The following is a 20,937-nucleotide window of genomic DNA, read 5'->3' on the forward strand; positions in this document are numbered from 1 at the left end:
CGCGATATTCCGAAGAGTATCAGGCATGTTATAGTCAGGAGTATATTGAGGCAAGCAACCACCCGTTAATTCAGAGTAAAAACATGTTTTGTGTGATCTACAGAAGTACCAGCCGCGACCAGACCTACCTTTATGTCGAAAAGAAAGACGATTTTTCCCGCGTGCCTGAAGAATTAATGAAAAGCTTTGGCCGACCGCAGCTGGCGATGCTGCTGCCGCTGGACGGCCGTAAGAAGCTGGTGAACGCCGATCTGGAGAAAGTCAAAAAGGCGTTAACCGAGCAGGGCTATTATTTACAGCTTCCGCCGCCACCGGAGAATTTATTAAAACAGCATCTTGAGGTGAGCGGAAAGAAATAAGCCCGGGTCCTTCCGGGAACAACTCATCAACCGATTAGGGGTCGACCATGTATCAACATCATAACTGGCAAGGTGCATTACTGGATTATCCCGTCAGCAAAGTGGTCTGCGTGGGCAGCAACTATGCAAAACATATTCAGGAGATGGGCAGCGCCGTGCCGGAAGAGCCGGTTCTGTTTATTAAGCCAGAAACCGCACTGTGCGATATTCGCCAGCCGCTGGTTCTGCCGCAGGGACTAGGCTCGGTGCACCATGAAGTGGAGCTGGCGGTGCTGATCGGCGCGACGCTGCGCCAGGCAACCGAAGAGCATGTAGAGAAAGCGATTGCGGGTTACGGTGTCGCGCTCGACCTCACGCTGCGCGACGTCCAGGGCAAAATGAAGAAAGCGGGGCAGCCGTGGGAAAAAGCCAAGGGTTTTGATAATTCATGCCCGATTTCCGGTTTCGTTCCGGTGAGTGAATTTACCGACGATCCGCAGAACACGCCCCTCAGCCTGAAGGTCAACGGCGAGATCCGCCAGCAGGGAACGACCGCTGACATGATCCATAAGATCGTTCCGCTGATTGCTTACATGAGCCGTTTCTTCACCCTGAAACCCGGCGACGTCATCCTCACCGGCACCCCGGAAGGTGTGGGGCCGCTGCACAGTGGCGACGAGCTGGACGTCAGTTTTAACGGCCTGTCGCTGAAAACCCGCGTACTGTAAAAGCACCTTGCCGCCTGAAAAGGGCGGCAAAACTTGCATCAACGTGCCAGACTCGTTATAAGGTGCGCTCTATTTTGACGTGTGGACATCCCCGATGAACGACATTCCTTTCTGGCAAAGCAAAACTCTCGACGACATGACCGACGCGGAGTGGGAATCGTTGTGTGACGGCTGCGGGCAGTGCTGCCTGCATAAGCTGATGGATGAAGATTCGGACGAGATCTATTTCACCAACGTTGCCTGCAAGCAGTTAAACATCAAAACCTGCCAGTGCCGCAACTATGAGCGCCGGTTCGAATATGAGCCGGACTGCATCAAGTTAACCCGTGAAAATCTGCCGACCTTTGAGTGGCTGCCGCATACCTGCGCGTATCGCCTGCTGGCGGAAGGAAAAGATCTGCCGACATGGCATCCGCTGTTGACGGGGTCGAAAGCGGCAATGCACGGCGAACGTATTTCCGTGCGCCACATTGCGGTGAAAGAGTCCGAGGTGCGCGACTGGGAAGACCACATTATGAATCACCCTAATCGGTGACAATAAAAAACCCGCCGAGGCGGGTTTTTTATTATTCACAATTGTGTCGGGTGGCGCTGCGCTTACCCGACCTGCAAAACTGACGTTGCCGTTTTGCTTTTACCTTCCAAAAAGATCGCGTTTCTTTGGTTTGAACGGCTGGGCAATCAGCACCAGCAGCGCCACCACAAAGTAGGCGACAAAAATGCCCACCAGCCACTGAGGCATCTCCAGCGTCAGAAATTCCCACTGGCGTACAGAGCAGTCACCGGAAGCCACAAATACCTGCGGCAGCCATTTATCCAGCGGCAGCCAGCTCGGGAAGCGGGCGGCAAAATCGCAGGTCATAAACGGCGACGGGTGAAGCTGCATCTGGGTGTGCTCCCAGGCAAGCGCAATGCCTTTCCCGGCGCTGTACAGCCAGATGGCAATGGCCGCATAGCGTAACGGTGTTTTGGGTGCAATCGCACCTACCAGACCCGCGCCCATAATGCCGAACAGCGCACAACGCTCATAAATACACAGTACGCAAGGTTTCAGCCCCATCACATGCTGAAACCACAGCGCAACCATTTCCAGCGCAAAGGCGGTCAGGGCCATCAACAACCACGCTCCGCGACCGCGTGAGCACTGGTTCAAAAATCGCAACATAATCATTTCCCTGGAACATGCTTAGACAGCGCAGTGTAAACGAATTTTAATGCGCCGCAAGTATACCTGCTTGCAACAACCATTGCGTACAGGGAACGAGAGTAATTTTGATGCACAACAAACCAACCAGGGTAAGCACCAGCGTATACGGCAGCGCCATCCAGACCATTCTTCCATAAGAAAGTCGTATGAGTGGCGCCAGCGCTGAGGTCAGCAGGAAGAGGAATGCCGCCTGACCGTTCGGGGTTGCCACGGAGGGGAGGTTGGTTCCGGTGTTGATCGCCACCGCCAGCAGCTCGAACTGTTCACTGCTGACAATGCCTTGCTCCATCGCGGCTTTGGCCTCATTGATGTATACCGTCCCGACAAAGACGTTATCGGATATAGAGGACAACAGACCGTTAAACAAATAGAACAGCGTTAGCTGCGAATCTGGCGTGGCCTGAAGCACAAACGCGATGATCGGCGCGAACAGATGTTGGTCAATAATCACCGCCACGACGGCGAAAAACACCGCCAGCAGGGCGGTAAACGGCAGCGCTTCGGTAAAGGCTTTTCCGATAGCATGTTCGTCCGTAACGCCGCTCAGGCTGGTTGCAAGGATAATTACCGACAGGCCAATCAGCCCCACCTCGGCAAGGTGGAAGGCCAGCGCAGCGATAAGCCACACGCCGATGAAACCCTGTGCAATCAGGCGCAGCGTCTCCTGGCGCGTGCGCTGTTTGCGGCTCTGCTCGTCAAACTTATGCAGCTCCTGGCGGACCTGATCGGGCAGCTTCGCGCCATAGCCAAAGAGGTTGAATTTTTCGACCAGCACACAGGTGGCTAACCCGCAGACCAGCACGGGCACGCTGACCGGCGCCATGCGCAGGAAAAATTCGCCAAAATGCCACTCAGCCGCTTTGGCGATAATCAGGTTTTGCGGCTCCCCGACCATGGTCATCACGCCGCCCAGCGCCGTCCCCACGCCCGCATGCATCATCAGGCTGCGCAGAAACGCGCGGAACTGCTCGAGCACATCGCGGTTGTGCGCCTCAACGTGGCTGTCGTCCTGCAAGTTATCGCCAGGACGTGACGAGGCCACCCGGTGGTAAATCCCGTAAAAGCCGACGGCGACGCTGATCACCACCGCAACTACCGTCAGCGCATCCAGGAAGGCAGAGAGGAAGGCCGCGGCGAGGCAAAACGCCAGCGAGAGCAGCGTTTTCGACGGAATGCTCAGCAGCAAACGGGTGAAGATAAACAGCAGAAGCTGCTTCATAAAGTAGATCCCCGCCACCATGAAGATCAGCAGCAGCAGGACTTCAAGATTCGAGGCAATCTCGTTTTTAACATGCTCCGCGCTGGTCATGCCAATGACCACGGCTTCCAGCGCCAGCAGCCCGCCGGGCAACAGCGGATAGCACTTCAGCGCCATCGCCAGGGTAAAGATAAACTCGGCGACCAACATCCACCCGGCAACGAAGGGATCCAGCAAAAAGATAACGGGATTAACGACCAGGAATACCAGTAAAGTGAGTTTGTACCAGTCAGGTGACTGACCTAAAAAGTTGCGCCACAGCGCGCGCCCAAATGAAATTTCCACGACAGACGTCCTTTCCCCGTCAAATAAGACAAGACATCAGTATACGCAAAAATGGCGGCAGAGCGGGGGATTAAGCCATTTGTAAATTTCATAAAAATGAAACGGCGATCCCTCTTTTCTGTCTCTGCTGCGCTATCTGCCTCTGCACGCCTCTGGTATGATGAGTGCAATTTGCTAAAGCTGTGTAATGGAAATCTCACTATGGTCATTAAGGCGCAGAGCCCGGCGGGTTTCGCGGAAGAGTACATCATTGAAAGCATCTGGAATAATCGTTTCCCTGCGGGATCAATTCTACCTGCTGAACGCGAACTCTCTGAACTGATTGGCGTCACCCGTACCACGCTGCGAGAAGTGCTCCAGCGTCTGGCGCGCGATGGCTGGTTGACGATACAGCATGGCAAACCCACTAAAGTGAATAACTTCTGGGAAACGTCCGGGCTGAATATTCTGGAAACGCTGGCGCGCCTCGACCACGAAAGCGTACCGCAGCTGATTGATAATCTGCTTTCCGTGCGCACCAACATCGCCACCATTTTCATCCGCACCGCGTTTCGCCAGCACCCTGAAGATGCGCTGAAGGTGCTTGCCACCGCTAATGAGGTGGAAGACCACGCGGATGCCTTTGCGACCCTGGATTACAATGTGTTCCGCGGCCTAGCATTTGCTTCCGGCAATCCGGTTTACGGTCTCATCCTGAATGGAATGAAAGGGTTATATACGCGCATTGGTCGTCACTACTTTGCTAACCCTGAAGCCCGCAGCCTGGCGCTTGGCTTCTACCATAAACTGAGCAAACTCTGCACCGAAGGGCTGCACGATCAGGTCTATGAAACGGTGCGTCGTTACGGCCACGACTCCGGTGAAATCTGGCACCGGATGCAGAAAACGCTGCCGGGTGATTTAGCGATTCAGAGTCGCTGAAATAAAAAACCTCTCGATTGAGAGGTTTTTTTTCGCCCGGTGGCGCTTCGCTTACCGGGCCTACAAAACCCGTAGGCCGGGTAAGGCGTAGCCGCCACCCGGCAACAAACTACAGCGTATTCATCCGCGCCGGACACCGCTCCAGCAGCTCCACGCTGCCATCTTCGTTCTGCTGCTCCAGCAACACGTCAAATCCCCACAGACGATGCACATGCTTCAGCACTTCCTTACGCCCCTTATCCAGCGGCGCGCGGTTGTGCGGAATATAGCGCAACGTCAGGGAGCGATCGCCGCGCAGATCCACGTTCCAGACCTGAATGTTCGGTTCAAGATTACTCAGGTTGTACTGGGACGACAGGCGCGAGCGGATCTCGCGATAGCCCTCTTCGTTATGGATCGCGGAAATCTCCAGGTAGTTGTTGCGGTCATCATCCAGTACGGTAAAGAAGCGGAAATCACGCATGATCTTCGGCGACATGAACTGGCTGATAAAGCTCTCATCCTTAAAATCACGCATCGCGAAGTGCAGCGTTTCCAGCCAGTCGGAACCGGCAATATCCGGGAACCAGTATTTGTCCTCGTCGGTGGGCGACTGGCAAATACGCTTGATATCCTGAAACATGGCAAAGCCGAGCGCGTACGGGTTAATGCCGCTGTACCACGGGCTGTTATATGCCGGCTGGAACACCACGTTGGTGTGGCTGTGCAGAAACTCCATCATAAACCGCTCGGTGACTTTTCCTTCGTCGTACAGGTGGTTAAGAATGGTGTAGTGCCAGAAGGTCGCCCAGCCTTCGTTCATCACCTGGGTCTGCTTCTGCGGATAGAAATACTGGCTCACCTTGCGTACGATGCGCAGGATCTCACGCTGCCACGGCTCCAGCAGCGGGGCGTTTTTCTCCATAAAGTAGAGCAGGTTTTCCTGCGGCTCGGAAGGGTAGCGACGCGCCTCGGCGACGGTTTTCTCCTCTTCACGTTTTGGCAGGGTGCGCCACAGCATATTCACCTGGCTTTGCAGATACTCCTCGCGGCTCTTCTGCCGGGCTTTTTCTTCCTGCAATGAGATCTTCTGCGGACGCTTATAGCGGTCAACGCCGTAGTTCATCAGCGCGTGGCAGGAGTCCAGCAGCTTCTCCACCTCGTCCACGCCGTAGCGCTCTTCGCAGTCGGTAATGTATTTGCGGGCGAAGATCAGGTAATCGACGATGGAGCTGGCGTCCGTCCAGCTGCGGAACAGGTAGTTATTTTTGAAGAACGAGTTATGTCCATAGCAGGCGTGCGCCATCACCAGCGCCTGCATGGTAATGGTGTTCTCCTCCATCAGATAGGCAATACACGGGTTAGAGTTAATGACGATTTCATACGCCAGTCCCTGCTGCCCGTGCTTATACAGCCGCTCTGTCTCAATGAATTTTTTACCAAACGACCAGTGCGGATAGTTAATCGGCATCCCGACGCTGGAGTAAGCGTCCATCATCTGTTCCGAGGTGATGACTTCAATCTGATGGGGGTAGGTATCCAGACGATAGAGTTTGGCCACCCGGTCGATCTCCGCCAGGTAGACATCCAGCAACTCGAAGGTCCAGTCGGGTCCATCGCTCAGACGGGTGCTGTCCCTGGACATGGAATCTAGTGTAGCCATTAGCGCGCCCTCGTTGTTGGTCGCTCTCTCTGACTGGAGAGCCTCCTTTCAAGCATAGATCACCCCATTCAAATACGCGGGGCGCAGAAATTTTTTCTTTGCGATTTCGCGTTTTCGATACGGCAAAAAAAGCGGTGCTCACAGAATTTTCTACTGGTTAAAAATAACGCGCAGCAGGAGATCCCAAATAAGCGCCATCCCCTTATACAGCGGGATATGTGAGTTGAGTCACCATAAAAAAGTCATATGTTGAATAATATTTTCAACTAGGTTATCAATCTGTAATTAGATGATTGTTCTTTTGCTCATAATGGAGTGGCTATGCGTGTTGTCATACTGGGAAGTGGTGTCGTTGGCGTAACCAGCGCCTGGTATTTAAGTCAGGCGGGACATGAGGTTACCGTTATCGATCGCGAATCCGGTCCGGCGCTGGAAACCAGTGCGGCGAATGCGGGGCAAATCTCCCCGGGCTACGCTGCGCCGTGGGCGGCCCCGGGCGTTCCCCTGAAGGCGATTAAATGGATGTTTCAGCGACATGCGCCGCTGGCGATAAGCCTCGACGGCACGCAGTTCCAGCTTAAGTGGATGTGGCAGATGCTGCGCAACTGCGACACCCGCCACTATATGGAAAACAAAGGGCGCATGGTGCGGCTGGCGGAATACAGCCGCGACTGCCTGAAAGCGCTGCGTGCCTCGACGGGCATTGAATATGAAGGGCGTCAGGGCGGTACGCTTCAGCTGTTCCGTACCGCGCAACAGTACGAAAACGCGACCCGCGATATCGCCGTGCTTGAAGATGCGGGCGTACCGTATCAGCTGCTGGAAGCCAGCCAGCTGGCGCAGGTGGAGCCAGCGCTTGCCGAGGTCGCGCATAAGCTGACGGGCGGTCTGCGTTTACCGAACGATGAAACCGGCGACTGCCAGCTTTTCACCCAGCGTCTGGCGCGCATGTGTGAACAGGCCGGGGTGAAATTCCGCTTCAATACTTCTGTCGACAAACTGCTGTCGGAAGGGGAGAAGATTTACGGCGTGAAGTGTGGGGAAGAGGTAATCAAAGCCGATGCCTACGTGATGGCGTTTGGCTCCTACTCAACCGCGATGCTGAAAGGGATCCTGGATATCCCGGTCTATCCGCTGAAAGGCTACTCCCTGACCATTCCTGTGAAAGAGGACAGCGGCGCGCCGGTCTCGACCATTCTTGATGAAACCTACAAAATCGCCATCACCCGCTTCGATAACCGGATCCGCGTCGGCGGCATGGCGGAAATCGTGGGCTTCAATACCGAGCTGCTCAAACCGCGTCGTGAAACGCTGGAGATGGTCGTGGGCGATCTCTTCCCGCGCGGCGGCTTCATTGAGCAGGCAACGTTCTGGACCGGCCTGCGCCCAATGACCCCGGACGGCACGCCGATTGTGGGCCGTACGCCATACAAAAATCTGTGGACCAACACCGGCCACGGCACGCTTGGCTGGACCATGGCCTGCGGTTCGGGCCAGCTGCTGAGCGACCTGATCTCCGGGCGGACGCCGGCAATTCCGTTTGACGATTTGAGCGCCGCACGCTATCAATCAGGGTTTACCCCATCGCGTCCACAACACCTGCACGGCGCGCATAATTAAGGAGTCGCAATGTCCCGTCCTATTCTGGCCCAGCTGGATTTGCAGGCGCTGAAGGATAACCTGCAAATTGTTCGCCGTGCTGCGCCGGGTTCTCGTGTCTGGTCGGTGGTGAAAGCCAACGCCTACGGCCATGGTATCGACCGTATCTGGAGTGCGCTCGGCGCCACCGATGGTTTTGCCTTGCTGAATCTGGAAGAGGCCATCCTGCTGCGCGAGCACGGCTGGAAAGGACCGATCCTGCTGCTGGAAGGATTCTTTCATGCGCAGGATCTGCCTCTGCTGGATAAGTACCGCCTGACGACCAGCGTTCACAGTAACTGGCAGATCAAGGCCATCCAGGACGCGAAGCTGCATGCCCCGCTGGATATCTATCTCAAAGTGAACAGCGGGATGAACCGTCTGGGCTTCCAGCCTGAACGGGTGCACACGGTCTGGCAGCAGCTTCGTGCGCTGAAAAATGTCGGTGAGATGACGCTGATGGCGCACTTCGCCGATGCGGAAAAGCCGGACGGCATTGCCGATGCCATGGTCCGCATTGAGCAGGCGGCAGAAGGTCTGGACTGTCCGCGCTCGCTGTCGAACTCAGCGGCAACGCTCTGGCATCCTGAAGCGCACTACAACTGGGTACGTCCGGGGATCGTTCTGTACGGCGCGTCACCCTCAGGTCAGTGGCAGGATATCGCCAACAGCGGCCTGAAGCCGGTGATGACGTTACGAAGCGAGATTATCGGCGTGCAGACGTTAAAAGCGGGCGATACGGTGGGCTATGGCAGCCGCTATCGGGCAGCGGGCGAGCAGCGCATCGGTATCGTGGCAGGGGGCTATGCAGATGGTTATCCGCGCATCGCCCCGAGCGGCACGCCGGTGTGGGTCGATGGCGTGCGCACCGGCACGGTAGGCACCGTCTCCATGGACATGCTGGCCATTGATTTAACGCCGTGTCCCCAGGCGGGTATCGGGTCACCGGTTGAGCTGTGGGGCAACGAGGTTAAAATTGATGATGTGGCCGCTGCGGCGGGCACCGTCGGGTATGAACTGATGTGCGCGCTGGCGCCAAGAGTGCCTGTTGTGACGGTGTAACTTGTGTGTGTGCCGGGTGGCGCTAACGCTTACCCGGCCTACGTTCGGGGTTTTGTAGGCCGGGTAAGGCGAAGCCGCCACCCGGCAAAAAAGCAGCTACTCCGCCTCCTCCTCCATCGGCCTGACGCCGACTTTACGCACCGCGTTATCTTCTTTCTCCGCTACCGTCCAGATCATCCCGGCAAACTCCACCTGGTCACCGACGACCGGCGCAGCCCCTAATAATTGCTGAATAATTTCACCCAGGGTTTGCTGGTTATCGCGATTCTCCAGTCCACCTTCCAGGCCATAAATCAGCGCCACATCCGCAAAGCGGGCGCTGGCTTCGAGGATAAAATCGCCGAAGAAACGCTGATCCAGCGCCACCGGGGGCGACTGGCTGAACAGCTTGCCGAGGGCAGGCAGGTCGCGCTCGCGGCCAATTACGCAGAGAATATCGTTCTCACGCAGCCGCGTGCTGCCGGTTGGGTGCAGCAGGGCGTTATCCCGGAACAGGGCGGCAATGCGCGTTTCAGCGGGCATATGCAGATCGCGCAGGGACGCGCCCACGCACCACTTATCGGCGCTTAGCTGGTAGACAAACTGTTCCCAGGGATTCTCAGGGTGAATATCCAGCCCCACGCGGGAGACCGGCCAGCCAATGGGCGGTACCACCACTTTGGCTTTTTTCGCCGCCCAGCCCAGCGACGTCCCCTGGAACAGCAGCGACACCAGCACCACGAAGAAGGCGACGTTGAAGAACAGACGGGCGTTGTCCAGCCCGGCCATCATCGGGAACACGGCCAGAATAATTGGCACCGCGCCGCGCAGCCCCACCCAACTGATAAATATCCGCTCACGCAGGTTAAACCCGCGGAACGGCAGCAGCCCGGCAAACACCGACAGCGGACGGGCGAAGAAGATCATCCAGGCCGACAAAAGCAGCGCCGGTACGGCGATAGGCAGCAGGTCCGACGGCGTCACCAGCAGGCCCAGCACCAGGAACATGGCGATCTGCGCCAGCCAGGCCAGACCGTCGAAGTTCTGCAAAATGGCGTGACGGTTGCGAATCGGTCGGTTGCCCAACAGGAAACCGCAAAGGTAAACCGCCAGAATACCGCTGCCGTCCAGCGCGGTGGTGACGGCAAAGATCAGGATCCCGCCGCTCAGGGCCAGCAGCGGGTAAAGGCCGGAAGGCAGCGTAATACGGTTGATCGTCTGCTGTAACAGGTAACCGCCGCCGAGACCAATGATAATCCCGAGGCCAAACTGCTGAAGGATGTGCCAGGCGAACATCCAGCTCAGGCCGGTTTCGTGCTGCTGGATCATCTCAATCAGGGTGATGGTCAGGAACACCGCCATCGGATCGTTGCTGCCGGATTCAATCTCCAGCGTGGAGCCAACGCGTTCGTTCAGCCCCTTGCCGCCGAGCAGGGAGAAAACCGCCGCCGCATCGGTAGAGCCGACAATCGCGCCAATCAGCAGGCCTTCCATTATATCGAGGTTAAACAGCCAGGCCGCCATCATACCGGTCAGGCCGGAAGTGATCAGCACGCCGACGGTCGCCAGAGATAGCGCCGGACCTAAGGCAACGCGAAACGAACTTGCCTGGGTGCGCATGCCGCCGTCCAGCAGAATCACCGCCAGCGCGAGGTTACTCACCATATAGGCGAAAGGGTAATTATCGAAGGGGATACCGCCGATACCGTCGATCCCGGCAAGCATGCCGATAGCCAGGAAAATGACAAGAATAGGTATGCCAAGACGCGATGAAAATGAACTTAATAAAATGCTGAAGGTTACCAGGATGGAACCCAGAATGAAAAGACTGATTATCGCTGTGGCACCCAATGTTGTCTTACTCCCACCTCAATGTGAACGCTGTTATTAAAACCCTAACATATTAACAACGTTAACAGCGTTTTATTGAGGGGGAATAACGGCTTTTTTATGCCTTTAAGACCGGATGACCGCTGATTGTTAAGCGACTGCCTGAATTATCGTGTACAAGGTGCGCCCGGGCACCCAGCGGCAGCGTAACGGTTTGCTGCTCATGGCCGAAATCCAGACCGGCGATCACCGGGATATCCAGGCGGGAACGAATGAAATCAATCATCGTCTCCAGGGAATAGCCCGCATCGTAATCGTTAGGGGCTGAACCGCTAAAACTGCCCAGCACAATGGCCGACTGCCGATCCAGGATCCCGGCGTGATACAGCTGCAACAGCATACGTTCGACGCGGAACGGGTGTTCGTTGATATCTTCCAGCACCAGTATGCCGTCCGCGATCTGCGGCAGCCACGGCGTGCCAATCAGCGACACCAGCATCGCGAGGTTGCCGCCCCACAGCTGTCCTTCACATTCCCAGTACGGTCCATTGCCTTGCCACTCGACGGTAAACGTCGGGTTTTGCAGGGCGCGCCAGAAATGGTCCTGCGTAAACGCATCCAGCTCCAGCGCACCAAAGTTGCCAGCCAGCATCGGGCCGCTAAAGGTAATGACGTTATGCAACGCCAGCAGGCCGAGCTGGATCGCCGTGAAATCGCTGTGTCCGCAGATTAACAGCGGATCCTGCTGCTGGCGCGCGGCCAGCCCGGCCCAGTCGATGCTCTCCAGCAACCGGCTTGCGCCATAGCCGCCGCGCACGGCCAGCACAATGGTGTTTTCACCTTCCAGCGTCGTCAGGCTGTTGATATCGCTCAGTCTCTGCGCCTCCGTACCGGCAAAACGCTGCATGCGGCGGGGGATAATTGTCTGATTTTCTACCTGATGGCCCATTTCCAGCAGGCGCTGAACGCCCCGCTGTGCCGCCTCCTGGTTGATGCAGTAGCCTGACGGTGCGATGAGATGAAACTGAGGCATGGCAATTCCTTGCTGAATGAGAATCTAATTGTCTATATCATGCCGCTTATACGCCGCCTGCTTCAAGGGGCGACGTACCGCGATGACCGGCTATAAGGATAGATGACGTGAAATTGAGATGGTTTGCTTTTTTGATTGTGCTGCTCGCTGGCTGTAGTTCAAAACATGATTATCAAAATCCCCCTTGGAACCCTGAAGTGCCGGTAAAGCGGGCCATGCAGTGGATGCCGATCAGCGAACAAGCCGGGAAGGCCTGGGGCGTGAGCCCGCGTCTGATCACGGCGATCATTGCCGTGGAGTCCGGCGGCAACCCGACGCTGGTGAGTAAATCGAATGCGGTGGGGCTGATGCAGTTAAAAGCCTCGACGGCGGGAAGAGAGGTCTATCGCTACATGGGCTGGAAGGGTCAGCCATCCACCAGCGAGCTGAAAAACCCGGAACGTAATATCTCTATGGGAACCGCTTACCTGAGCATTCTCGAGCATGGCATTCTGAAGGGGATCGACGATCCGGAAGTGATGCAATATGCGCTGGTGGTGTCGTACGTTAACGGAGCCGGCGCGCTGCTCCGAACCTTCTCATCCGATCGCAAAGAGGCGATAGAAGAGATTAACGATATGGATAAAGATGAATTCTTCGAGCACGTTGTGAAGAATCATCCGTCAGCACAGGCTCCACGTTATATCTGGAAAGTACAGAAAGCGATGGACGCCATGTAACGCCTTTGTCGGGCGGCAGCGCGCTGCCCGACGCCTTTCAGCGCACTTTATTCGCGCGTTCCCGCGCTTCACGCTCCAGTGAGAAGATGATGCGCTGTAATTCCCGTTCGGCGCCTGGCCCGACATTCAGAAAGCGAAAGCTCAGTCGCGGCGTGGTAATGGTTTCGTTTTTGCTGTCCACCACCTTGCGTTCGCTGATGGCAATCAGCTGGGCGTCAAACCAGAAGCGTCCCCATCCGCCCATATCCAGCTCAATCTGACTAAAACGCATGCCTTCCACCAGTCCTTCCGGCTTCGGCGTATCCATTAACGCGCCCATCCCGCCCAGTGACAGGTCGAAGAGACGAAAGCGGATCTCTTTTTTATCCGGCATTTTTGCCTTACAGAAATAGGCCGGGTGAAGCGGGGCGCTGATGCGAAAAAACTCGCGGCGTTGCACGAACCAGAGGTTAGCGGGCAGGGGAGCGATAAACGCAGGCAAACCCTGGTACGCGATCGTGGTCAGGCGAGGCAGGACAAACTCGACTTTCGCCCCCTGCGTTTCAGCCATCACCGAGAGGTTTTCTGCCTGTAGCGCGGCACGGTTTTCATCGCTCTGGCTACCCAGATCGACGATCAGGTGTTCTGCCGTCACGTCCAGGATCTTGCTGATAAACTGGCTGGTTGACCAGTTGATGCGCAGCGGCACCTCGCCTTTTTTCAGGTCGCGTAACACCCCTAATACAGCCAGCGGATTTTGTTTCAGGAACTGCTCACTGTAGCTACTCACGCCAGATGGCTCCTCGATAGATGACAGACTGTCTCTGGGTTATCGGCACGCTGGCATGAAACTTAATACAAACGATCTGTTTTTCTCCGCTGATATTGATTTGCTAATGGAAATGATAATAATTGTCGTTCCTAATACCATCTAATAACAAGACGACACTATGAGCACTTCACGTTTTGCGTTATGCGCGTTGGCAGGCGCCGTCACGCTGGCATTGCAAACACAGGCTTTCGCAGAAGAATCCACCATCGTGGTGACAGGCACAGAGCAGGGCAGCGCGCTCCCTGCCTGGACCAACAGCGCCACGAAATCAGCCGTCGCGGAAAGTAAAACGCCGCAGGTGATCAACACCATTGCCGCTAAAGAGATTGAGCAGCGGCACGCCAGTTCGGTAAACGAGATCCTGCGCTATGCGCCGGGCGTTTCCACGGAGGTGCGCGGGAGCACCTCTTACATGAGCGAGTACAAAATCCGCGGGTTCAACGTCGATCAGGAGTTCTACAACGGCCTGCAACTTCCCTATAACGTCACCGGGAACACCAAAGCGCGAATCGATCCGCTGCTGATTGAGAGCGTCGATATTCTGAAGGGGCCGTCATCCGTGCTGTATGGCGGCGGCTCCCCGGGCGGGCTGGTCAATATTCAGAGTAAAAAGCCGCAGAAAGAGGCGAAAACGGAACTGGGCTTTAACACCGGAAACCGCAATCTGAAAGAGGGATACCTGGACTCCACGGGGCAAATCGCGAACAGCGACTGGAACTATCGTCTGCTGGGCAAGGCGACGGAAAGTGACGAGCAGGCGCACACCACGCGCTATGAAAACTATCTGGTGGCCCCCTCCGTGACCTGGCAGCCGGATGACAAAACGCGCCTGACCATTGACGCGCTGGCGCAAAATACGCCGAGCCTGACGCCGTCTGATCCGATGCCGCTTAGCTATCTGCGGTCTAAATACGCCGATCGTCGTGACTATGCCGGGGATGAGTGGAGCGGCTTTAAGCAGCGCCAGTGGATGCTGGGCTACAGCTTTGAGCACGAGTTTGACAGTGGCTGGGGCTTTAACCAGAAAGCGCGCTACTTTGACGTGGACACCCACCAGCGCAGCGCCTATTCCACCGGGACGGGCAGCGAGGTCTACCAGCTAAACCGCTTTGCCTATACCACGGATGAAGATTTACAGAGCTTCAACATTGATAACCAGGTCACCCGAACCGTCGCGCTGGGTGACTGGAAGCATCATCTGCTGGCGGGCTTTGACTACCAGAAGCTGAACTCTCACTTCCATTATCGTTACGCCTCGTCCACACCGGGTATCGATATGCGTCATCCGGATCACTCGCAGATCGATAACGATGCGCTGGGGCTTGAAACCGCGCAGAAAAACCGTCTCAGCTATCAGCAGAATGGCTATTACCTCCAGGATCAGATTGCGTTTGGCGGGCTGAACGTGCTGGCCAGCCTGCGCTATGACGACTACCGTTCTGTCACCACCAACTATCTGCAAAACGGTGACAAAGCATGGGTATCGCAGGATCGCCTCACCAAGCGACTGGGCGCGCTTTATGCCTTCGACAATGGCCTCTCGCCGTTTATCAGCTATTCGGAAGGGTTCGCCCCGGTATCGCCGCAGGGCACGCTGACCGCGAAAGACGTCAAGCCCACCACCAGCAAGCAGGTGGAGGGTGGGGTGAAATACCTGCTGGCGGAATACGCAACCACCTTCACCGCCTCGGTGTTTAACATTCGTCAGAAAAATGTGGTGACCAGCGATCCGGGCTTCCTCAACTATCGCCAGACCGGGGAAGTGGAATCGAAAGGTGCGGAGCTTTCCGCGATGAGTCGTCCAACGGATAACCTGACGCTGATTGCCAACTATGCCTACACCCACGCCATCAATACCGAAGATGACAAGTACCAGGGCAAACGACCGACGCAGGTCCCTGAGAACGCCTTTAATCTGTGGGGGGATTACACCTTTGACAGCACGCCGCTGAGAGGGTTAACGCTGGGGGCAGGGGCACGCTACACCGGGCCGATGGAGATCTCGCCAGCCAACGATGCAGGCAAGCTGGGCGGTACGACGCAGTACGATCTGGCGGCATCCTACCGCATGGGCGAACTGGCGCCATCGCTGGAGGGGCTGACGCTGAAAGCGAGCGCGCAGAACGTCACCAACAAAGAGACGCTCACCTGCTATGACGCGACCAACTGCTGGATAGGCCGCGACCGGACGTTCCAGGTCGGGGCAAGCTACAGCTTCTGAAAAAAGCCCGGTGGCGCTTCGCTACCGGGCCAATCTATGTCACGGAACCGTCCCCTCGCCCCACCGGGGAGAGGGTAAGGGTGAGGGGCGCTACTGCGCCGCCTGTTTCGCAGGTGCAACATCATCGTTCGCCGCAGGCTGATTCTCCGGTACGCTGTCGCACGGCTTCTCTTTCGGACAAACCATGTCCAGCATCCTGAGCGTCACGCCGTTACTCCAGCCGAAACCGTCCTGCAACGGATACTCCCCGCCGCCACCGCCGGTACCGGTCGAAGAGACATCGTACTTCTCAACCAGTTTCTTCTCGCGATCGTAGGTATGCTGAACGTTTTTCAGGAAACGCCAGGTTACGTCCATCGCCACTTTCTGCTGACCATAGTTCTGCAACCCTTCCACCGCGACCCACTGCAACGGCGCCCAGCCGTTCGGCGCATCCCACTGCTGCCCGCTGTTGATGGTGGTGGTAGAAATACCGCCCGGTTTCAGCAGGCGTGACGACGCGGCTGCGGCCACTTTATCGGCGCGATCCTGTGATGCGGCCTTCACATACAGCGGGAAGAGGGCTGCGGCCGTCAGCTGATTACGTACCTTCCTGGTTTTCAGATCGTAATCCGCATACCAGCCCTCTTTATCGTTCCACAGGTGGCTCTCCATGGCTTTCTGGCGTGCGGAGGCCAGCGCATCGTATTTACTTGCGCTGGCGGTATCGCCGTCTTCCTGGCTGGTGCGGGCCAGCAGTTTTTCCATCTTAAACATCAGCGCATTCAGATCCACCGGCACGATGCTGGTGGTGCGGATGGTACCCAGCTTCTGTGGATCGTCCATCCAGCGGGAGCTGAAATCCCAGCCCGAGGCCGCGGCAGAGCGCAGATCGCGGTAAATCTCGGTGGCCGGACGGTTAGGGTTATTTTTGGCGGTGGTCACGTCATCCAGCCACGACTCAGGGCGCGGCGTGTCCCGATCGTCCCAGTAGCGGTTGAGGATCGAGCCATCATCCAGCTTCACCACGCGTTTGTTCGCCTGACCAGGCTGGAGCCCATCAGCCCCCTCCATCCAGTAAGCGTACTCTTTCTCCATCTGCGGACGGTATTTCTTCAACGCGTCGCTGTCATGCGTGGCCAGCAATTCCACCATCAGCGAGAAGAACGGCGGCTGAGAGCGGCTCAGGTAGTAGCTGCGGTTACCGTTAGGGATATGGCCCCAGGTATCAAGCTCGTAAGCGAAGTTGTCCACCATGTCGCCGATCTTGTCCCAGTGGCCGCTCTCGGCCAGCCCCAGCATGGTGAAATAGCTGTCCCAGTAATAGACTTCGCGGAAGCGTCCTCCCGGCACGACATAGGGTTTTGGCAGGGGCAGGAGGGAGTCCCATTTGTTCGCTTTGTCGGTGGTGCGGGTCAGAACAGGCCACAGATCGTCTATGTGTTCGCGCAGGCTCTGGCCCTCAGGGGGAACGTATTTTTCACCCTCCTTTGGCAGGATAAAGTTCATCTCCACGAAGTGGCGCAGGTCAAAACCGGACTGGGTATGCTGCATCCGGTAATCCGCCAGGATGGTTAGCGGGTCGCTTTTGGGAACGGCATCCGCAAAGGTTTTCTGATCCGGGAACAGTCTGGCGCTCTGTACTTCGTTAAAGAGGGGGCCAAGGAGAATATCAGGTGAGCTTTGCTGGCTCGTTGGCTGGTCTTCAGCATAACCAAATGCGGTAACACCGAGTAGTGCGCCTGCCAACGCAAGGGGTAAAAAAGCGGGGCGTCGTGCGCGAGGTCTTATCATCGGTTCGTCTCCTGTCTTCACTGAGCAGCGTGACCGCTGTTGTCAATTACCTGAAAACCTTAGACGAATATCGTTAACTTCGCGTGTTGTATATCCCATTTTTCGCATAACCAGATAATTCGGGTGCGCTTTAACGCTCTCTTTTGCTGTCGCAGGAAGGTCAGATCGCTTCCGGGGGCTGGCTGGCCTCCTTCAGCGCGCCCGGCGCATGCCCGACAATACGCTTAAACGCCCGACTAAACGCCGCCAGCGATCCATATCCCAGACGTAACGCCACCGTTTCAATCGCCTGATTTTCATGGCGAATATACTGTATGGCCAGGCGCATCCTCAGCTCAGTCAGGTACCTGGCTGGCGTGGTGCCCGTGGCAGACAGAAAACGTTCGGCGAAGACGGAACGTGATGTACCGGCTTCTTTTGCCAGATCCGCCACGCTCCAGTTCAGGCCCGGTTGCTGGTGCATGGCGTAAATTGCCCGGCTGAGTCGCGGGTCGCGCAGAACCTGTACCCAGCCCGTGGCTTTACCGCATCCCGCCTCCACCCAGCCGCGTACAATCAATGCGGCAACCACATCGGCAAGGCGAGCAAGGATCCCGGCGAACCCGACCTGGCGCGTCATTGACTCCCGTTCCATCGCCGCCAGCAGCGGATGGATCTCCGGCCAGGTTGACATCAGTCGGCTCACCATCATCACTTCCGGCATGGCCTTTATCAGGGGCTGCATGCCCCCCAGTTCAAAATCCATACATCCGCTGAAGATGATGGTGTTCTCTTTTTCCGGGCTGGGTTCGCAGGTAATGGCGCATACCGAATGGCAAAGGGGTTCGCTCGGGAAAGCGCTGACCGGGGTGATATCCGCGTGTTCATCTGAGAGCAGAACATGGGCATTACCGTTTGGGATAAACAGCGCATCGCCACCGTTCAGTTCGAACGTCGCGCCGCTCTCCATTCGCAGCAGGGCAGTGCCGTGGCTGACAAAGTGGAACTGCGCCTTGCCCGGCGCCTGATGAAAGGCCACGCCAAACGGCGCGCTGGCTTCAATCCGGCGGTATTTCACGCCCGACAGGCGCATACCGCGCAATAATTCGCTGATCAAATCAGGGGACTGAACGGACATGGCGCAACTCCGGACGAATAATCAATAAGTGGAGATTATATGTCATAGATCGTCCAGGGTGAACCCACTATGCTTTTGCGACATTAGTCACATTTATATAACAGGAGTCCAACAAATGAATACCTGTGTCACGGCGAGAGAGGCTGTCGCGCCTGCAAAGCCCGCCTGGCGGGCTGTCTATTCACTGGGGTTGGGAGTTTTCGGTTTGATTACGGCGGAGTTTCTCCCCGCCAGTCTGCTTACCCCGATGGCGGCGAGCCTGGGCGTCACCGAGGGGATGGCCGGACAAGCCGTGACCGCAACGGCGCTGGTGGCGCTGGTCACGGGCTTGCTCATCACCTCTGCCACGAAAAGTATCGACCGCCGCTGGGTACTGATGTTTTTCTCGGTGCTGCAAATCATTTCGAGCCTGCTGGTTGCGTTTGCGCCCACTTTGCACGTTTTGCTGATGGGTCGCCTGCTGCTGGGCATTGCTATCGGAGGATTTTGGGCGATGTCGACCGCCACGGCGATGCGTCTGGTCCCTGCCGATAAGGTCCCGAAAGCGCTGGCGGTGATCTTCTCCAGCGTATCGATTGCTACGGTGGTTGCGGCCCCGCTGGGGAGCTATCTCGGGAGTCTGATCGGCTGGCGTAACGTGTTTATTCTCTGCATTCTGCCGAGCATGCTGGCGCTGCTGTGGCAGCTCTGGGTCCTGCCATCCATGAAGCCGGAGAGTAGCGGTAGCCTGAGTACGTTGTTCCGCGTGCTGCGTCGTCCGGGGATGATTGGCGGGATGCTGGCGACGATCCTTATTTTCAGCGGTCATTTTGCTTTCTTCACCTATCTGCGTCCGTTCCTTGAAACGGTTGGGCAGGTGAGCGTGGAGAGCATCTCGCTGATCCTGCTGGGCTTCGGTATTGCCAACTTTATTGGCACTTCCGTCGCCGGACATCTGCTGGCGCGCAATCTGCGCCTGACGCTGGCGCTTGTCCCGTTCGCGATGGGGATGCTGGCACTCGCTATGGTGCTATTTGGGCATCTGGCGATGGTTGACGGATTGCTGGTAGCGATGTGGGGCTTTGCCTTTGGCCTGGTGCCGGTGGGCTGGTCAACGTGGCTTGCAACCACCGTCCCGGATGAAGCGGAAAGTGCAGGGGGATTGCTGGTGGCATCCATCCAGTTTGCTATCAGCGCGGGGGCGGCCGGTGGCGGGGCGGTATTTGATCTTAACGGTGCCAGCGGGGTCTTTGCCGGAAGTGGTTTCCTGCTGGTCACGGCGATGGTGATTGTGTTTATGGGGGTGAAGGTTAAAGCGGAGTGATGCACTGGCCGGGCGGACGCAAGCGCCACCCGGCTTAAGCCCTACAACCCTTTCTTATCCATCAGCACGGCCAGATCCACCAGACGGTTCGAGAAGCCCCATTCGTTGTCATACCACGACAGGATCTTCACCATATTCCCGCCAATCACCAGCGTTGAAAGCCCGTCGATGATGGATGAGCGCGGGTCGCCCTGATAATCACGGGAGACCAGCGGTTCATCGCTGTAGCCCAGAATGCCTTTCAGCGGCCCGCTGGCGGCAGCCTGACGGAACGCGTCATTCACCTCTTCGGCGGTCACGTTGCGGCTCAGCGTCACCGTCAGATCGACAATCGACACCACCGGAACCGGCACGCGCAGGGAATACCCGGTGAGTTTACCGTCAAGCTCGGGGATCACTTTCCCGAGCGCTTTTGCCGCGCCGCTGGAGTAAGGCACAATGGATAATGCTGCCGCGCGCGCGCCGCGCAGATCTTTTTTCCGGCTGGTCATGCAGCGCCTGGCTGTTGGTGTAGGCATGCGTGGTGTTCATCAGCCCGTGCTCAATGCCAAACTGCTGGTGCAGCACCTGCGCCGCTGGCGCCAGACCATTAGTGGTGCAACTCCCGTTGCTGACCACAAAATGCTGGGCCGGATCGTACAGCGTGTGGTTCACGCCCATCACCACCGTCAGATCGTCATTTTTAGCCGGGGCGGAAATAATGACGCGTTTTGCGCCGCCGCTCGTGATATGTACCGCCGCTTTTTCACGTTCGGTGAAGAAGCCGGTGGCTTCGATTACCACCTCAACGCCAGCGTCTTTCCACGCAATGTTTGCCGGGTCACGTTCACTGAATACGGTGATGCGTTGCCCGTCAACCTGTAGCGCGCCGTCCGCCGCTTCCACAGGCACCGGCAGCGTGCCGAGCAGAGAGTCATATTTCAGCAGATGGGCGAGGGTTTTACTGTCCGTCAGATCGTTAATGGCCACAATCTGGAGATCCGGGTTGCCCAGCGCCGCGCGCAGGACATTACGTCCGATACGGCCGAAACCGTTAATACCGACCTTAACCATGATGCACTCCTTATCTGTG

Annotated in this window: 17 protein-coding genes and 1 pseudogene; 9 read left to right on the forward strand and 9 right to left on the reverse strand. The window is 56.9% G+C overall.

Going from position 1 to position 20,937, the window contains the following annotated elements; all coding sequences use genetic code 11:
- The first annotated feature begins 83 nt into the window (after positions 1-83).
- The 3 genes from RHN82_RS19695 to RHN82_RS19705 all read left to right on the forward strand — a co-directional run bounded on the left by RHN82_RS19695 (position 84) and on the right by RHN82_RS19705 (position 1,601).
- On the forward strand, positions 84-359 hold the full coding sequence (locus tag RHN82_RS19695; RefSeq protein ID WP_006810982.1) for a YcgL domain-containing protein: 276 nt from the start codon (positions 84-86) through the stop codon (positions 357-359).
- A gap of 47 nt (positions 360-406) precedes the next feature.
- On the forward strand, positions 407-1,066 hold the full coding sequence (locus tag RHN82_RS19700) for a fumarylacetoacetate hydrolase family protein (RefSeq protein WP_015570313.1): 660 nt from the start codon (positions 407-409) through the stop codon (positions 1,064-1,066).
- A gap of 94 nt (positions 1,067-1,160) precedes the next feature.
- Positions 1,161-1,601, forward strand: a complete 441-nt coding sequence (locus RHN82_RS19705) for a YcgN family cysteine cluster protein (RefSeq protein WP_015570314.1) — start codon at positions 1,161-1,163, stop codon at positions 1,599-1,601.
- A 99-nt stretch (positions 1,602-1,700) separates the two neighbouring features.
- Here RHN82_RS19705 and dsbB read toward each other — a convergent pair whose 3' ends face one another.
- Both dsbB and nhaB read right to left on the reverse strand, forming a co-directional pair.
- Complete coding sequence (gene dsbB, locus RHN82_RS19710) at positions 1,701-2,231, reverse strand: disulfide bond formation protein DsbB (RefSeq protein ID WP_032622423.1); 531 nt, start codon at positions 2,229-2,231, stop codon at positions 1,701-1,703.
- A 46-nt stretch (positions 2,232-2,277) separates the two neighbouring features.
- Complete coding sequence (gene nhaB / locus RHN82_RS19715) at positions 2,278-3,816, reverse strand: Na(+)/H(+) antiporter NhaB (RefSeq protein WP_047051749.1); 1,539 nt, start codon at positions 3,814-3,816, stop codon at positions 2,278-2,280.
- Between the two features lie 201 nt (positions 3,817-4,017).
- Between nhaB and fadR the strand changes: the two genes are divergently transcribed.
- Positions 4,018-4,737 (forward strand): fatty acid metabolism transcriptional regulator FadR, encoded by a 720-nt coding sequence (gene fadR / locus RHN82_RS19720; protein ID WP_015570315.1) that lies wholly within the window; start codon positions 4,018-4,020, stop codon positions 4,735-4,737.
- Between the two features lie 109 nt (positions 4,738-4,846).
- Here the strand turns inward: fadR and RHN82_RS19725 are convergent, their stop codons facing one another.
- Positions 4,847-6,379: a SpoVR family protein gene (locus tag RHN82_RS19725; protein ID WP_047051748.1), complete on the reverse strand. Its 1,533-nt coding sequence runs from the start codon at positions 6,377-6,379 to the stop codon at positions 4,847-4,849.
- A gap of 321 nt (positions 6,380-6,700) precedes the next feature.
- Between RHN82_RS19725 and RHN82_RS19730 the strand changes: the two genes are divergently transcribed.
- Entirely contained in the window at positions 6,701-7,999 is a 1,299-nt protein-coding gene (locus tag RHN82_RS19730) for a D-amino acid dehydrogenase (RefSeq protein ID WP_015570317.1), read from the forward strand.
- A 9-nt stretch (positions 8,000-8,008) separates the two neighbouring features.
- Entirely contained in the window at positions 8,009-9,079 is a 1,071-nt protein-coding gene (gene dadX, locus RHN82_RS19735) for a catabolic alanine racemase DadX (RefSeq protein ID WP_047051747.1), read from the forward strand.
- A gap of 96 nt (positions 9,080-9,175) precedes the next feature.
- On the opposite strand, the gene RHN82_RS19740 is transcribed toward dadX, so the two are convergent.
- Complete coding sequence (locus RHN82_RS19740; RefSeq protein WP_017693270.1) at positions 9,176-10,909, reverse strand: potassium/proton antiporter; 1,734 nt, start codon at positions 10,907-10,909, stop codon at positions 9,176-9,178.
- A gap of 97 nt (positions 10,910-11,006) precedes the next feature.
- Positions 11,007-11,921 carry a muramoyltetrapeptide carboxypeptidase gene (gene ldcA, locus RHN82_RS19745; RefSeq protein WP_047051746.1) on the reverse strand — a complete coding sequence of 305 codons (915 nt, stop codon included), beginning with the start codon at positions 11,919-11,921 and terminating at the stop codon, positions 11,007-11,009.
- 107 nt (positions 11,922-12,028) lie between these two features.
- Between ldcA and emtA the strand changes: the two genes are divergently transcribed.
- The gene (gene emtA, locus RHN82_RS19750; RefSeq protein WP_017384310.1) at positions 12,029-12,640 is read left to right on the forward strand and encodes a membrane-bound lytic murein transglycosylase EmtA; all 612 of its coding nucleotides are present in this window, start codon (positions 12,029-12,031) and stop codon (positions 12,638-12,640) included.
- A 37-nt stretch (positions 12,641-12,677) separates the two neighbouring features.
- Here emtA and RHN82_RS19755 read toward each other — a convergent pair whose 3' ends face one another.
- Positions 12,678-13,409, reverse strand: a complete 732-nt coding sequence (locus tag RHN82_RS19755; RefSeq protein ID WP_022651421.1) for a flagellar brake protein — start codon at positions 13,407-13,409, stop codon at positions 12,678-12,680.
- Between the two features lie 160 nt (positions 13,410-13,569).
- On the opposite strand from RHN82_RS19755, the gene RHN82_RS19760 reads away from it, so the two are divergent.
- On the forward strand, positions 13,570-15,672 hold the full coding sequence (locus tag RHN82_RS19760) for a TonB-dependent siderophore receptor (RefSeq protein WP_047051745.1): 2,103 nt from the start codon (positions 13,570-13,572) through the stop codon (positions 15,670-15,672).
- Between the two features lie 90 nt (positions 15,673-15,762).
- On the opposite strand, the gene RHN82_RS19765 is transcribed toward RHN82_RS19760, so the two are convergent.
- On the reverse strand, positions 15,763-17,445 hold the full coding sequence (locus RHN82_RS19765) for an alpha,alpha-trehalase (RefSeq protein WP_047051744.1): 1,683 nt from the start codon (positions 17,443-17,445) through the stop codon (positions 15,763-15,765).
- Positions 17,446-17,605: 160 nt separating this feature from the next.
- Positions 17,606-18,562: an AraC family transcriptional regulator gene (locus tag RHN82_RS19770; protein ID WP_047051743.1), complete on the reverse strand. Its 957-nt coding sequence runs from the start codon at positions 18,560-18,562 to the stop codon at positions 17,606-17,608.
- Between the two features lie 115 nt (positions 18,563-18,677).
- Here RHN82_RS19770 and RHN82_RS19775 point away from each other — a divergent pair, with 115 nt between their 5' ends.
- Positions 18,678-19,865 carry an MFS transporter gene (locus RHN82_RS19775; protein WP_047051742.1) on the forward strand — a complete coding sequence of 396 codons (1,188 nt, stop codon included), beginning with the start codon at positions 18,678-18,680 and terminating at the stop codon, positions 19,863-19,865.
- 41 nt (positions 19,866-19,906) lie between these two features.
- Here the strand turns inward: RHN82_RS19775 and gap are convergent.
- Positions 19,907-20,918, reverse strand: a pseudogene (gene gap, locus RHN82_RS19780) (type I glyceraldehyde-3-phosphate dehydrogenase).
- Positions 20,919-20,937: the final 19 nt, after the last annotated feature.

The sequence above is a fragment of the Enterobacter cloacae complex sp. EB5 genome, from assembly GCF_031432835.1.
GTDB classification, from domain to species: domain Bacteria; phylum Pseudomonadota; class Gammaproteobacteria; order Enterobacterales; family Enterobacteriaceae; genus Enterobacter; species Enterobacter hormaechei_C.

What these genes read in the sequence shown, in the direction of transcription:
- RHN82_RS19695 (WP_006810982.1), top strand. Translation starts at nt 84, where the DNA reads ATGTTTTGTGTGATCTACAGAAGTACCAGCCGCGACCAGACCTACCTT.
- RHN82_RS19700 (WP_015570313.1), top strand. Translation starts at nt 407, where the DNA reads ATGTATCAACATCATAACTGGCAAGGTGCATTACTGGATTATCCCGTC.
- RHN82_RS19705 (WP_015570314.1), top strand. Translation starts at nt 1,161, where the DNA reads ATGAACGACATTCCTTTCTGGCAAAGCAAAACTCTCGACGACATGACC.
- dsbB (WP_032622423.1), bottom strand. Translation starts at nt 2,231, where the DNA reads ATGTTGCGATTTTTGAACCAGTGCTCACGCGGTCGCGGAGCGTGGTTG.
- fadR (WP_015570315.1), top strand. Translation starts at nt 4,018, where the DNA reads ATGGTCATTAAGGCGCAGAGCCCGGCGGGTTTCGCGGAAGAGTACATC.
- RHN82_RS19725 (WP_047051748.1), bottom strand. Translation starts at nt 6,379, where the DNA reads ATGGCTACACTAGATTCCATGTCCAGGGACAGCACCCGTCTGAGCGAT.
- RHN82_RS19730 (WP_015570317.1), top strand. Translation starts at nt 6,701, where the DNA reads ATGCGTGTTGTCATACTGGGAAGTGGTGTCGTTGGCGTAACCAGCGCC.
- dadX (WP_047051747.1), top strand. Translation starts at nt 8,009, where the DNA reads ATGTCCCGTCCTATTCTGGCCCAGCTGGATTTGCAGGCGCTGAAGGAT.
- ldcA (WP_047051746.1), bottom strand. Translation starts at nt 11,921, where the DNA reads ATGCCTCAGTTTCATCTCATCGCACCGTCAGGCTACTGCATCAACCAG.
- RHN82_RS19760 (WP_047051745.1), top strand. Translation starts at nt 13,570, where the DNA reads ATGAGCACTTCACGTTTTGCGTTATGCGCGTTGGCAGGCGCCGTCACG.
- RHN82_RS19765 (WP_047051744.1), bottom strand. Translation starts at nt 17,445, where the DNA reads ATGATAAGACCTCGCGCACGACGCCCCGCTTTTTTACCCCTTGCGTTG.
- RHN82_RS19770 (WP_047051743.1), bottom strand. Translation starts at nt 18,562, where the DNA reads ATGTCCGTTCAGTCCCCTGATTTGATCAGCGAATTATTGCGCGGTATG.
- RHN82_RS19775 (WP_047051742.1), top strand. Translation starts at nt 18,678, where the DNA reads ATGAATACCTGTGTCACGGCGAGAGAGGCTGTCGCGCCTGCAAAGCCC.